11 protein-coding genes and 1 pseudogene are annotated in these 12,690 nt (G+C 73.3%); 6 read left to right on the plus strand and 6 right to left on the minus strand.

The genetic code is table 11. The annotated features are described in order from the left end of the window. Positions 1-117: 117 nt before the first annotated feature. The 3 genes from KK483_RS32820 to KK483_RS32830 all read left to right on the plus strand — a co-directional run bounded on the left by KK483_RS32820 (position 118) and on the right by KK483_RS32830 (position 3,373). Entirely contained in the window at positions 118-1,365 is a 1,248-nt protein-coding gene (locus KK483_RS32820; RefSeq protein WP_262008844.1) for an extracellular solute-binding protein, read from the plus strand. A 317-nt stretch (positions 1,366-1,682) separates the two neighbouring features. Beyond that, the gene (locus KK483_RS32825; protein WP_262008845.1) at positions 1,683-2,474 is read left to right on the plus strand and encodes a GNAT family N-acetyltransferase; all 792 of its coding nucleotides are present in this window, start codon (positions 1,683-1,685) and stop codon (positions 2,472-2,474) included. Further along, positions 2,471-3,373: a 1-acyl-sn-glycerol-3-phosphate acyltransferase gene (locus tag KK483_RS32830; RefSeq protein ID WP_262008846.1), complete on the plus strand. Its 903-nt coding sequence runs from the start codon at positions 2,471-2,473 to the stop codon at positions 3,371-3,373. The genes KK483_RS32825 and KK483_RS32830 overlap by 4 nt, the downstream gene beginning before the upstream one ends. On the opposite strand, the gene egtD is transcribed toward KK483_RS32830, so the two are convergent. The 4 genes from egtD to egtA are packed head-to-tail and all read right to left on the minus strand — an operon-like array spanning position 3,268 to position 7,767. Continuing rightward, positions 3,268-4,230 (minus strand): L-histidine N(alpha)-methyltransferase, encoded by a 963-nt coding sequence (gene egtD, locus KK483_RS32835; protein ID WP_262008847.1) that lies wholly within the window; start codon positions 4,228-4,230, stop codon positions 3,268-3,270. The two genes, KK483_RS32830 and egtD, sit on opposite strands and share 106 nt — an antisense overlap. Then, entirely contained in the window at positions 4,227-5,018 is a 792-nt protein-coding gene (gene egtC / locus KK483_RS32840; protein ID WP_262008848.1) for an ergothioneine biosynthesis protein EgtC, read from the minus strand. Before egtC ends, egtD begins: the two co-directional genes overlap by 4 nt. Then, complete coding sequence (gene egtB, locus KK483_RS32845) at positions 5,018-6,457, minus strand: ergothioneine biosynthesis protein EgtB (RefSeq protein WP_262008849.1); 1,440 nt, start codon at positions 6,455-6,457, stop codon at positions 5,018-5,020. The genes egtC and egtB overlap by 1 nt, the downstream gene beginning before the upstream one ends. Further along, the gene (egtA, locus tag KK483_RS32850; RefSeq protein WP_262008850.1) at positions 6,454-7,767 is read right to left on the minus strand and encodes an ergothioneine biosynthesis glutamate--cysteine ligase EgtA; all 1,314 of its coding nucleotides are present in this window, start codon (positions 7,765-7,767) and stop codon (positions 6,454-6,456) included. Before egtA ends, egtB begins: the two co-directional genes overlap by 4 nt. Before the next feature lie 184 nt (positions 7,768-7,951). On the opposite strand from egtA, the gene KK483_RS32855 reads away from it, so the two are divergent. The 3 genes and pseudogenes from KK483_RS32855 to KK483_RS32865 all read left to right on the plus strand — a co-directional run. Continuing rightward, positions 7,952-8,254 carry a PARG family protein gene (locus KK483_RS32855; protein WP_262008851.1) on the plus strand — a complete coding sequence of 101 codons (303 nt, stop codon included), beginning with the start codon at positions 7,952-7,954 and terminating at the stop codon, positions 8,252-8,254. Positions 8,255-8,428: 174 nt separating this feature from the next. Beyond that, complete coding sequence (locus KK483_RS32860) at positions 8,429-9,190, plus strand: helix-turn-helix transcriptional regulator (protein ID WP_262008852.1); 762 nt, start codon at positions 8,429-8,431, stop codon at positions 9,188-9,190. Then, positions 9,187-10,509: pseudogene (locus tag KK483_RS32865) on the plus strand (MFS transporter); the annotation flags it as partial. The gene KK483_RS32860 and the pseudogene KK483_RS32865, both read left to right, overlap by 4 nt. Here KK483_RS32865 and KK483_RS32870 read toward each other — a convergent pair. Then, on the minus strand, positions 10,501-11,187 hold the full coding sequence (locus KK483_RS32870) for an alpha/beta fold hydrolase (protein ID WP_399015636.1): 687 nt from the start codon (positions 11,185-11,187) through the stop codon (positions 10,501-10,503). The pseudogene KK483_RS32865 and the gene KK483_RS32870 sit on opposite strands and share 9 nt — an antisense overlap. A gap of 52 nt (positions 11,188-11,239) precedes the next feature. Next, complete coding sequence (locus tag KK483_RS32875; protein ID WP_262008854.1) at positions 11,240-12,574, minus strand: MFS transporter; 1,335 nt, start codon at positions 12,572-12,574, stop codon at positions 11,240-11,242. Between the last annotated feature and the right edge of the window lie 116 nt (positions 12,575-12,690).

A 12,690-nucleotide genomic window follows, 5' to 3' on the forward strand; every position in this document is an offset into this window, starting at 1 on the left:
GGGGTTGACCATTCGATTGGTGCAGACCAAAATCCAGCCAACGCCCGTGCGAACGCTGTTCGATCCCCCCACGTCGGGTTCACCCCCCCTGCCTCTCGTGACGCAAAGGTGAACTACGTGAAGAACCGCTTGCTGGCCTGTTCCACCGCCCTCGTCTCCACCGCGGCGCTCGGCGGCTGCGCACTGCTGCCCGGCGGCCCGGGAGACCGGACCGTCACGGTCTGGCTGATGCAGGACAGCGTCTCCGACGAGTTCCTCCGGACCTTCACGGAGGCGTACGAGTACTCGCACCCCGGCATCGAGCTGGAGGTGACCTTCCAGGAGTGGACCGGCATCGTGAAGAAGGTCGACGAGGCGCTGAAGAGCGACGAGGCGCCGGACGTCATCGAGGTCGGCAACACCCAGGTCGCCCAGTACGCCGAGAGCAACGCACTGCTCGACCTCACCCTGGAGTCCATCCGCGACCTGGGCAGCGACGACTGGCTGCCGGGCCTCGCGGACCCGGGCAGCATCAACGGCTCCCAGTACGGCATCCCCTGGTACGCGGCCAACCGCGTCGTCATCTACAACAAGGACCTGTACGCGCAGGCGGGCATCGAGGGGCCCGCGAAGACGCGCGCGCAGTGGCTCGAGGACACCGAGAAGCTCAACACCGGCGGCAACCAGGGCATCTACCTCTCCGGACAGGACTGGTACACCCTGGCCGGGTTCATCTGGGACGAGGGCGGGGAGCTCGCCGTCGAGGAGGGCGGCGGCTGGGAAGGCGCCCTGCACACCCCCGCCGCGATCCGCGGCATGGCGTTCTACAAGCAGCTCCAGGCCCTCGGCGGGGGACCGGCCGACGCGGACGAGCAGACACCGCCGCAGGCCGGGGTCTTCGCGAAGGGCAACGTCGCGCAGATCATCGCCACGCCGGCCGCCGCGACCGTCATCGAGGAGGAGAACCCGGCGCTCAAGGGCAGGCTGGGCTACTTCCCCATCCCCGGTAAATCCGCCGAGAGACCCGGCGCCGTCTTCACGGGCGGCTCCGATCTCATCATCCCCGAGCGCGCGGGCGAGCGCGGCGCAGCGATCGAGGTCGTCAAGGCCCTCGCAGGTGAACGCTGGCAGACCGAACTCGCCAAGGCCATGAACTACGTCCCCAACAAGACCACCCTCGCCCCGGCCATCGAGGGCGAGGAAGCCACCGCGGCGATGGCCGCGGGCGCCGCCCAGGGCCGCGCGACGCCCAACTCCCCCCAGTGGGCCGCCGTCGAGGCCGACAACCCCATCAAGCCCTACATGACCGCGGTCCTCCGGGGCGGGAACCCGTCGCAGGCGGCGAAGACGGCCTCCGCCCGGATCACGGCGGCGCTCACCAGCTGACGGTGATGCCCACCGGCCTGCGGCGGCGCTGCTCGGGCAGACTTTCCGACCTCGAACGCCGGACGGGCACTTTCCCGGCCCCTCCGGCGTTCCAGGGGACGGGGGCAGAGGGCGAGGGCAGGGGCACGGAGCCCTTCGCGAGCCGGGTCCGCGGGCGGGCCCCGGGCAGTCGGGCGCGTGGGTCGCCCGGCATTCAGATGGCGCACATCCGGACTCCGCACCAGCGTCATGTCGAATCCAGCCGGTCACGGAATTAGTTAGGGGCCGGGTCGCCCAAGGCGCGCCCCGGTGCTTCCGTCCGGCAGAGGAGAGCCGCCATGCCCGCATCGCCCGCCGTCGCCCCCGCCCCGCTCATCCCGGGACCACAGGTGGCCGAGGAGCCCCGCTACGTGGTCACCATCGCCCGCGACCAGGACGACGTCCGCGCCGCGCAGCGCCTGCGCCACCAGGTCTTCGCCGGAGAGATGGGCGCCCGGCTCGAGGGACCCGAGCCGGGCCTCGACATCGACGCGTTCGACGCGTACTGCGACCACATCCTCGTACGCCACGAGGAGACCGGCGAGGTCGTCGGCACCTACCGCGTGCTGCCGCCCGAGCGCGCGAAGGCCGCCGGGCGGCTCTACTCCGAGACCGAGTTCGACCTCGCCCGGCTCGCGCCGATCCGTGACGACCTCGTCGAGGTCGGCCGCTCCTGCGTCCACCCCGCGCACCGCAACGGCGCCGTCATCGCGCTGGTCTGGGCCGGCCTCGCCCGCTACATGACCCGCACCGGCCACACCTGGCTGGCCGGCTGCTGCTCGGTCCCGCTCGCCGACGGCGGCAGCCTCGCGGCCGCCACCTGGGACACGGTCAAGGCCAAGCACCTCGCCCCCGAGGAGTACTGGGTCACCCCGCACAAGCTCTGGACCGCCGACGGCATCGCCCGCCCCGAGGGCCGCACCGAGCTGCCCCCGCTGCTGCGCGGCTACCTGCGCCTCGGCGCCTGGGTGTGCGGCGCGCCCGCCCACGACCCCGACTTCGGCGTCGCCGACCTGTACGTGCTGCTGTCGTTGCGCCGCACCAACCCCCGCTACCTCCGCCACTTCCTCTCCCTGGCCCCGGTGAAATGAGCGTCTGGCTGCCCACCGCGCCCTGCACCCCGGCCGACTGCGCCACGCCCCAGTGGCCCACGGTCGGCCGGTTCACAGCGGTCCTCCGCCTGATCACGGGCACGACGGCGGTCCTCGTCGGCGTGCTCCTGGCGCCCCTGGCGATACCTCTGACCGCGGCGGGCCGCGCCCGCCTGGTCAGCCTGTGGTGCCGTACGGTCATCCGCGCCTTCGGCGTCCGGGTGCGCATCGTGGGCAGCCCGGTGAGCGCGGGCGCGGGCGGCATGCTCGTCGTCCCCAACCACATCTCGTGGCTGGACATCCCGCTCGTCGCCGCGGTGCTGCCCGGACGCATGCTCGCCAAGCGCGAGGTGCGCCAGTGGCCGGTACTCGGACCGGTCGCCGGCTTCGGCGGGACCCTGTTCGTCGACCGCGACCGGCTGCGGGCGCTGCCCGGAGTCGTCAGGACCATGGCCGACGCGCTCAGCGCCGGCTCGCGGGTGATCGTCTTCCCCGAGGGGTCCACCTGGTGCGGCCGCGAGAAGGGCCGCTTCCGCAACGCCGCCTTCCAGTCGGCGCTGGACGCGGGCGCGGCCGTACAGCCCGTGCGGATCAGCTACGGTCCCGTCGGCGCCGCCGCCTTCGTCGGTGAGGACGCACTCGCCGCCTCGCTGTGGCGGGTCGCGACGGCCGCCGGGCTGACCGCGGAGATCAAGGTCCTGCCCCCGATCCCCGCCGGCAGCCACGCCGACCGTCGCTCACTGGCCCGCGCCGCCCACCGAGCGGTGGCCGGCGGCGAAGCCGCGACGTTCCTTCACACCGCCGTCGACAACGACAGCGCGAACCTGCCTTCCCCGTCCGTCCACCACTCCGACAACTTGAGCCCGGCGTCCGCCAGTTCGGTCCACACCCTGTCCTGACGGAACTTCGCCGACACCTCCGTACGGATCTCCTCACCCGGCTCGAAGGGCACCACCAGGTCCAACTCGCGGATCTTGACGGTCAGCGCCTGCCGGGCGCGCAGCCGCATCTCGATCCACTCCTCCTCGGCGTTCCACCGCGCCACATGGGCGAAGGCGTCCGGATCGAAGTCGGCGTCCAGCTCCCTGTTGATCACGGCCAGCACATTCCGGTTGAACTCGGCGGTGACACCGGCCGCGTCGTCGTACGCCGCGACCAGCACCGACTCCTCCTTCACCAGGTCCGTGCCGAGCAGCAGGGCGTCCCCGGGCGCCAGCATCGCGCGCACGGAGCGCAGGAACTCGTGCCGCTCGCCGGGCAGCAGATTGCCGATCGTGCCGCCGAGGAACGCCACCAGCCGGGGGCCGGGCGTCTCCGGCAGGACGATGCTGCGGGTGAAGTCGGCGATCATGGCGTGGACATGGAGGTCCGGATGCTCGGCAAGCAGCGCCTCGGCGGCCCCGGCCAGGGCGCTCTCGCTCACGTCGACCGGGATGTAGCTGTGCAGCTCCGTGAGCGCGTCGAGCAGATGGCGGGTCTTCTCGGACGAACCGGAACCCAGCTCCACCAGGGTGCGGGCGCCGGTCGCGGCGGCGATCTCCGCCGAGCGGGCGAGCAGGATCTCGCGCTCGGCACGGGTCGGGTAGTACTCGGGCAGCCGGGTGATCTCCTCGAAGAGCTCACTGCCGCGGGCGTCGTAGAACCACTTGGGCGGCAGTTCCCTGGGCGTACGGGTCAGCCCGTGCAGCACATCGGCGCGCAGCGCGGCGCCCATGGCGTCGTCGGGCAGGATGCGGGTCAGCTGGTACGGGCTCACGCGGGCGGCTCCTTGAGCGGGGTCAGCAGAACGTCGGTACGGGTCGCCACGGCCAGCGTGCGGTCGGGCACCTCGCACCAGCGGGGATCGTCGTCGTAGGGCTCGGACGCCACGACCACGCGGGGTTCCCGGCCCCGGTTCACCTCCGGGGCGCTCGCGTGGCCGGGCTCGGCGAGGTACCACAGCGTGTCGCCCCAGGCGGTCGCCGCGATCGTCGCGCCGTCGGTCAGCAGCAGGTTCAGCCGGGATCCCGGGGCCGCCTCGGCGACCTCCCGCACGGTCGCGGCGAGCGCGTCGCCGAGTGCGTCGCCCTCGCGCAGCCGGTGCAGCACGAGCGCCCACACCAGCGCGGAGTCGCTCCGCGCCTCCAGCGACAGCAGCTCGGCGGCCGGGAGCACGGCTGCCACTGGTGCGACCGAGCCCGGCCAGCCCTTCACGGCCCCGTTGTGGCTGAACAGCCACGGTCCGGCGGCGAAGGGCGCCGCCGCCGCCTCGCCGTCCGAGCCCGCCTCCGTGGCGTCACGGACGGCGGCGAGCAGCGCCCCGCTGCGCACGACACGGCACAGATCGGCGAAGGAGCGGTCGCCCCAGACCGGGCCCTGGCGGCGGTAGCGGCCCGGCACCGGGTCGCCCTCGGCGTACCAGCCGACGCCGAACCCGTCGGCGTTCACGGTCCCGTACCGCTGCCGGCGCGGCGCCCAGGACTGCCGCAGCAGCGCGTGCGGCGGCTGCACCAGCAGCTCACCCAGCGCCGTGTGCGGCCCCAGAAAGGCGATGTGCCGGCACATCACACATCCCTCGCGGTGCGGAACCCGGAGAAGATCTGACGGCGCACCGGCAGGTCCCAGTTGCGGAAGGTGCCCCGGCACGCCACCGGGTCCACCGCGAAGGAACCGCCGCGCAGCACCTTGTGCTCCGGACCGAAGAAGACCTCGGAGTACTCGCGGTACGGGAACGCCGCGAAGCCCGGATAGGGCAGGAAGTCGCTCGACGTCCACTCCCAGACGTCGCCGATCAGCTGCCGTACCCCGAGCGGGGACGCACCCTCCGGGTACGCCCCGGCGGACGCGGGCCGCAGATGCCGCTGGCCGAGATTGGCGCGGTCCGGGGTCGGGTCCTCGTCGCCCCACGGATAGCGCCGCGAGCGCCCGGACGCCGGGTCGTGCCGGGCGGCCTTCTCCCACTCGGCCTCCGTCGGCAGCCGCCGCCCCGCCCAGCGGGCGTACGCGTCGGCCTCGTACCAACTGACATGCAGGACCGGCTCGTCCTGCGGCACCGGCTCGGTCACACCGAAGCGGCGGCGGAGCCACTGGCCGCCCTCGTGGCGCCAGAACAGCGGGGCACCGATGCCGTGCCTGCGGATCTGGTCCCAGCCGTCCGGCGCCCACCAGCGCTCGTCGGTGTAGCCGCCGTCCGCGATGAACGCCTGGAAGGCGGCGTTCGTGACGGGCGTGGCGTCGATGAAGTACGCGGGCAGGTGGCGGTGGTGCGCGGGACGCTCGTTGTCGAGCGCCCAGGGCTCGGTGGAGGTGCCCATGGTGAACGGGCCCGCCGGGACCAGCACTTCGGCGGGCAGGCCCACGGTGCTGCCGCGCGGTGGTTCGGGCGCGTCGAGGGCGGCGGGGCCCCGACGCAGCTGATGGGTGATCAGCATCGTCTCGTCGTGCTGCTGCTCGTGCTGCGCGATCATGCCGAAGGCGAACGCGGAGTCGAGGAGCGGGCCGCCGTGCAGCGGGTGCCGGTCGAGGACGTCGAGGACCCTGCCCCGTACGTCGGAGGCGTAGGCCCGGGACTCGGCGGGGGAGAGCAGCGGCAGCGTGGGCCGTGCGGCGCGCGGGTGCTCGAAGGCGTCGTACACGGAGTCGATCTCCGGGCGTATCGCCTCACGGCCCGCGACCGCTCGCAGCAGCCACTGCTCCTCCTGGTTGCCGATGTGGGCCAGGTCCCAGACGAGCGGTGACATCAACGGCGAGTGCTGCGCGGTCAGTTCGTTGTCGTCGACGCAACCGGTGAGCAGGGCGGTGCGGGCGCGGGCGGTCGTCAGCGCCTCCAGGGCGCGGTGCCTGAGCACGGCGTCGGATACCTGGGTCGGGCCGGACACCTGAGTCGGGCCGGACGGCTGGGTCGGGCCGGACAGCTGGGTCGGGCCCGACGCCTCGGACACGTCGTCGGACAGCTCACCCGACACCTCGTCGGTCGCCACCGGGGAGTCGTGCGGCTCGTTCATGAACGGATCTCCTTGCTGCGGAGCGAGAAATCGTCGGCGGGACAGCGGCCCAGCAGGACGTAGCGCTCGTGGAACGCGGCCACCGCCTCCTGGACGGCCGTGGACGCGCCCAGCCGGGGCAGGGCCTCCCGCGCGACGGCGAAGCAGGTGACGGCCGCCATGTGCAGTTCGGGGTCGGTGAGCCCGTGGCGGGCGGCCTCGTGCCAGAGCGGATTGCGCGGCGCGGGCAGCGCCCCGGCGAGCTCGGCGAGCGGTTTCACCGTGCGGTACGCGGTCTCCGCGGCCTCGGGGTCGTCGAACAGCGCCATCGTGACGGCGACCGGCACGATCCAGCCGTCCTCGCCGGACTGGGCGTCGATCATGCGCAGTTCGAGATGGCCGCGCGGGCGTACGGGCGGGAAGAGCGTCGTCATGTGGTACTCGAGATCGGCGCGCGCGGGCGGTCTCGGGGCCCCGGACCGCGTACCGTCCCGCAGCCACTGGCGGAAGGTGAGCCGGTCCGGGACGTGCCACGGCCCTTCCTCGGCGCGTACGCACATCACGGGGGTGTCGAGCACATGCGCCGCCCATGCGTCGCGCGGCGGCAGGCCCGCGGCGGGCGCGAGCGCCCGTCTCGGGTCCAGGTCCGCCCACAGGGCCTGCCGGGTGGACCGCCAGCCCGTGAGCCGGCCCGCCCCGGCCGGGGAGTTGGCGAAGATCGCCACCAGCACGGCGCCCAGCAGATGCGCCAACTGCCAGCGTCTGCCGAGCCCCAGAGGGCCGGGCTCCTCGAACCCCGCGTCCAGGCACACCTGTACGGACGCGGAGGAGCACATCATCGAGCGCCCCGCGGAGCCGGTGCGGTCGAGGAACGCCTCCATGGCGTCGTACCGGGGCTCGCGCAGCAGTCGGCGCGGAGGATGCCAGGGATCGTGGCCGAAACCGGCCAGAGCGAGGCCGGACGCGCCGAGCGCGGTCCGGACGGCCGCGAGATCCGCCGATGTGGAGTCGATGCACTCCATCAGGGACGCGGCGGGCAGCGAGCTGAGCTCCAGCTGACCGCCCGGCTCGAAGGTCAGAGCCGAGGCGAGGGGAATGTCCCGGAGCCCGGCGAAGGCCCGGTCGAGCCGCTCGGGCGCGACGGGCAGTGCGGGGTCGTGCAGTTCATGGACGAGCCATTCGAGTTCCACCCCGACGGTGCGGGGCGGGCCCGTCTTGAAGCAGATACATCGCAGCAGCTCTTCGGCGTCGCCCTCGGTGAGAGGCGGGCCTCCGGCGAGCGGCGGACCACTGCCGCCCTGCTCGCCGCCCCCGTAATCGGGTGCTGCCATGATCGACTCCTCCTGTCGCAGGGGCTGCTTTGTGTCGCATGCGCTGCTTTGTGTCGCAGGCACTCCGTCCACCTAAGCCACCGCCGACGGTTCGCACAAGAGTGCCCCTGCGGGGCGTAAGGGGGGCGTAATACGTTGCTGTCGCCCTGCTTGGTCGCTGAGGATTCCGGGCATCAGTGCACGTTTGAGGGGGATCGCGAAGCAGACCCTGGCGATCGTCGACGCAGGTCGCTACCGGGCACCGGGCGGCCACTCGGTGACGATCGGCGGGGAACTGTCCGCCGCGGTCGAAGGGACACGGATGTTCGGGCCCGGGCCAGTGCCGGTGATCCCCGACACGGACCGTTTCAGCGTATGCGAGGTCACCGGGGAGAGCAGCCCGGAGGCCGCTCGGCGCCTGCCGGCCCGGGATCCGGCCGCTGTCGCGGTCCTGGACGTGGCCTCGGCGCTCTGCGCCACGCTTCTGCGCGCCGCCAGGGTTCTGTGAACGCCACGGCGCGGACCACAGCCCCTGCTACTCCCTGCTACTCCGACCGGGTGATCCGGCCGGTGTCCGGGCGGCTTCGACGAGATCGGCCCCAGGGGGGCTCTCGTCAATTTCCCCAAAGAAATTCTGCAAAAATACTTTGGCGAAGTCGGCCATCCGCTCTACGCTGCGATCATGGTCAGTGAAGAGCGCACACGCGTGCTCGACCCCGAGCGCGACACGGCGGCCCTGAAAGCCCTCACCCACCCGCTGCGGATCCGGCTGCTCGGGCTGCTGCGGCTGGAAGGGCCCGCCACCGCCAGCGAGCTTGCCGTGCGCACCGGCGAGTCGTCGGCCTCCACCAGCTACCACCTGCGCGTGCTCGCCAAGTACGGCTTCGTCGCCGAGGCCGAGCACCGCGACGGGCGCGAGCGGCGATGGCGGGCGGTCCACGAGCTGACCTCGTGGAGCAACGAGGCGATGGAGGCATCGGCGGTGAGCCGGGCCTTCGTCTCCGCGAGCCGCTCGGCACAGCTCACCCACCTTGAGCAGACGCTCGCGCGGTACGTGGAGGACACGGCGGCGGGGCGGCTCGGCCCCGAGTGGGTCGAGCCGTCCGGCATCACCGACCTCGTGCTCCAGCTGACCCCGGAGTCCCTGACCGAGCTGCGGGCGGAGATCGGGCGGAAGGCCGGCGAACTGGCGGCGCGGGACACGGAAGACCCGCGCGCCCGTCAGGTCGTGCTCCTGTATGCCGGGCTGCCGCTCGCGGCGCGGGGCACAGGCACAGGCACGGGCACCGGCACCGGCACCGGCACCGGTACCGGCACCGGCACCGGTACGGGTACGGGTACCGGCACCGGCACCGGTACGGGTACGGGTACGGGTACGGGTACGGGCACCGCCACCGGCACGGGCACCGGGCAGGACGGCGCGGCCGAGGAGGGCGCCCGGTGACGCGGCGGCCGAGCGCGCCGCTCGACCCGGGCACCGCCCGCCGCCGGTTCACCGCCGTCACCTTCCTCTTCTGGCTCCCCGTCGGGCTCTACGCACCCTCACTCGTGCTGCTGCTCACCGAGCGCGGCCTCGGCCTCGCCACCGTCGCCGGGATGTTCGCCGTCCATTCCCTCACCGTCGCCGCCCTGGAGCTCCCCACCGGCGGGCTGTCCGACGTCGTCGGCCGCCGCCCCGTGCTGGCCGCCGCCGGTCTGCTCAACCTGACCGCCCTCGCGCTCCTCGCCCTCGGCACCGGCACCGCGGCCCTGGCGCTCGCCATGTTCCTGATGGGCACCGGCCGCGCCCTGTCCAGCGGACCGGCCGAAGCCTGGTACGTCGACACGGTGCAGGCCCACTCCGGCCCGGCCGCCGAGCTGCGCACCGGCCTCGCCCGCGGCGGCACCGCGTCCGCCGCCGCGCTCGCCGTCGGCACTCTCACCGGGGGCAGCCTGCCCTGGCTGCTCGGCCTCGGCCCCGACTGGGGCGCCCGGCTCACCGACGCCAGCGCCGGTCTCGTGCTCCCGCTCTCCCTGCCGGCGCTGCTGGGCTCGGCGGTCGGACTGGCCTTCGTGGCGTACGTACTGATCCGTCTGCCCGAGCCGCCCCGGGCCGCCGCCGCCCTGTCCGACGTGCTGCGCGGTGTCCCGGCCACCATGCTCGGCGGGCTGCGGCTGGGCTCGGGCGACGCGCTCGTACGACGGCTGCTCCTCACCGCCGGTGCGGTGGGCGCGGCCCTCGGCACCGTGGAACTCCTCACGCCCGGACGGGCCGCCGCACTCACGGGGGCGTCCGAGTCCGGTGCGGTGCTCTTCGCCGCACTCGCCTGCGCGGGCTTCGTCTGCACGGCCGTCGGCAGCCACGCCGCGCCGTTCGTCGCCCGCCGGGCCGGCAGCGGCGAGCGCGCCGTGCCGGCCTGCCTCGGCGTGGCGGCGACCGGGCTGCTGACGCTCTGCGTCACCGTCCTGTGGACCGGCCCGGCCGCCCTCACCGCCGCCGCCATCGGCTACGGGCTGATCTACCTCGGACTCGGCGCCGTGGGCCCGAACGAGAACGACCTCCTGCACCGGCGCGTCGACAGCGCCGGCCGGGCCACGGCCCTGTCCGTCCAGTCCCTCGCGCTCCAACTGGCCGGCGCGCTCACCGGGCTGATAGCCGGCCGGCTGCCCGCGGGGCCGCTGCCCTGGCTGCTCGGCGGCACCGTCCTGCTGGCCGGCGCCCTGCTCTGGCTCCGGCATGAGCGCCCCGCCCGGCCGGGCGCCGGCCCGGGAGCGTCAGATCCAGCCGTCGAGCGACGACATGAAGCCGTCGAAGTCGTCACGGTGGATCGTGTGCCCCGCGCCCTCGACCGTACGGACCTCGAAGCCGCGGGCCCGCAGCACCTCGGCCCGCTCCGGCGGGACCAGACGGCTGGGGTCGGCGAGTTGGACGAGTGAGGGCACGACGGGCCGCGCCGGCAGGAGATCCACCCCGACGGAGCCCGAGAGTCCGTACGCCGACGCCTCGTCCCAGGCCGCGAGCGTCTCCATCTCGATGTCCACGTCCTCGCTCGCCCACCGGGGGTTGAGCGCCACGATGTCCTCCCGCGTGGCCGTCGCCTTGAAGTCGGCCAGGGCCCCCAGCGGCGAGTCCAGCTGCCACGCTGGATCGGAGTAGACGGCACGCCGCGGTGCGAGCCGCTCCACCGCGAGGGAGAGCGTGAGACCGCCGAGGGAGTGCCCCACGGCCAGTTCGGCGCCGCGGGGGAGTGTGTCCACCACGTCGTCGGCGAAGTCCTGCGCGGTGTACGAGCCTGCCCGGCCGCTCACGCCGTGTCCGCGCAGATCGACGGCGATCACACGGTAGCCCTTGCCGGCGAGCGCGGGACCGACCCTGCGCCAGGTGCGGTGGTCGGCCATGATGCCGTGGATCAGGAGCGCGACGCGGGCGCCCTCGCCCCAGGTGTGGGTGTGGAGTTGCACGGTGCGGTGCCCTTCGGTCGTGGGTACGGGGAGGGTACGGGGGTTCGCAGGCTCAGCGCACGGAACGGATCGGACGCACCGCCAGCGCCCCCAGCACCGAGAGCACCGCGGCGGCCAGGAAGAGCGTCGTGTAACCGCCGCTCACCGACACGATCACCGAGGCCACGAACGGGGCGACGATCTGCGGACCGGCGTTGGCCACGTTGAGCACGCCCATGTCCCGGGCGGCGTCCTGCGCCGCGGGCAGGACCATGGTGACGAGCGCCGTGTCCACCGCCATGTAGCACCCGAATCCAAGGCCGTTGACGACCGCGAAGGCCAGCATCGCGGTCCAGCTGGTGGAGACGGCGGGGATCACCATGGCCGCCGCCGCGAGCCCGGCCGACGCACCGACGAAGAGCTTGCGTCGGTCGTAGCGGTCGGAGAGCCAGCCGCCCAGCACGGTGGAGACGGCCATCGCCACACCGGTGACCGGCATCAGGACGGCCACGGCCTCCTCGGGCCGGAGCCCGGCGGGCAGCACCGTGTGGTCCTTGAGGATGTACAGCTGGAAGCCGGCCACCGCGAAGTACCCGAGGACGAGCAGCGCCCGTCCGATGAACGCCCAGCGGAAGTCATGGTCCTTGAGCGCGCTGCCGAACGCGGCGAGCTGCGCCCTGACGGGTACTGGCTGCCGGGCGGCCATGCGTTCCTCGCGGGCGCCCGCCGAGAAGACGACGGCGCCGACCGCCACGATCACGCCGAATACCAGATAGCCGGTGCGGTAGTCGTCGGAGTAGGCGGCGCCCAGCAGGGCACCGGCCGTCGAGCCGAGCGGCAGGCCGAGCCCGACGGCCGCGGACGCCTTGCCGCGGGCGCCCGTCGGGACCCGGTCGGGGACCACCGAGGTGAGGGCCGCCTGGTAGACGTTCATCACCGCCTGGCCCAGACACCAGGCGATCATCACCAGCAGCACCGTGTCCACGCTGCCGAGCAGCAGCATCGCGGGGACGGCGAGCAGCCCGCCCGCCAGGATCCACGGATTGCGCCGGCCCGAGCGGTCGGAGAGCGCACCGGCCACCGGGTTGAAGACGGTCGCGAAGATCGCCGCGACACCGGAGACCAGACCGAAGTTGGCCACCTTGTGCGCGGGGTCGATGGACTCGACCTGGAGGGCGAGCAGGACGCCCGGGACGCCGACGTACAGCGCGTACATCGTGGAGTTGCCGAGGAGCAGCAGCGGCAGGAGACCCCGGGAGCGGTTGGTCCGCGCGGACGGGACGGCCGCCGGGGGCGGCGTGCCGGCTTTCTGAGCGGCGGCCGCGTGCGCCGCGGTGGGCGGGGCGCCGGCTGCGGCGGGCGGCGTGCCGGCTCCGGGCGCGCCGGTTTCGGGGGAGGAAAGGGCCACGTTGCCCTCCGGTGTGGGAACTGGGAAGTGACACGATGGTTACACGTGTCAATGACGCGTGTAACCCCTGTGTAGCATTCACTTCAGGCCATCCGCCAGACCCCGAGCGGGATCGG

The sequence above is a fragment of the Streptomyces sp. FIT100 genome, from assembly GCF_024584805.1.
In the GTDB taxonomy this organism is placed as follows: Bacteria; Actinomycetota; Actinomycetes; order Streptomycetales; family Streptomycetaceae; genus Streptomyces.

Excerpts from the sequence above, each read along its gene's own strand:
- KK483_RS32825 (WP_262008845.1), top strand. The coding sequence starts at position 1,683 with ATGCCCGCATCGCCCGCCGTCGCCCCCGCCCCGCTCATCCCGGGACCA.
- KK483_RS32830 (WP_262008846.1), top strand. The coding sequence starts at position 2,471 with ATGAGCGTCTGGCTGCCCACCGCGCCCTGCACCCCGGCCGACTGCGCC.
- egtB (WP_262008849.1), bottom strand. The coding sequence starts at position 6,457 with ATGAACGAGCCGCACGACTCCCCGGTGGCGACCGACGAGGTGTCGGGT.
- KK483_RS32860 (WP_262008852.1), top strand. The coding sequence starts at position 8,429 with ATGGTCAGTGAAGAGCGCACACGCGTGCTCGACCCCGAGCGCGACACG.
- egtC (WP_262008848.1), bottom strand. The coding sequence starts at position 5,018 with ATGTGCCGGCACATCGCCTTTCTGGGGCCGCACACGGCGCTGGGTGAG.
- egtA (WP_262008850.1), bottom strand. The coding sequence starts at position 7,767 with ATGGCAGCACCCGATTACGGGGGCGGCGAGCAGGGCGGCAGTGGTCCG.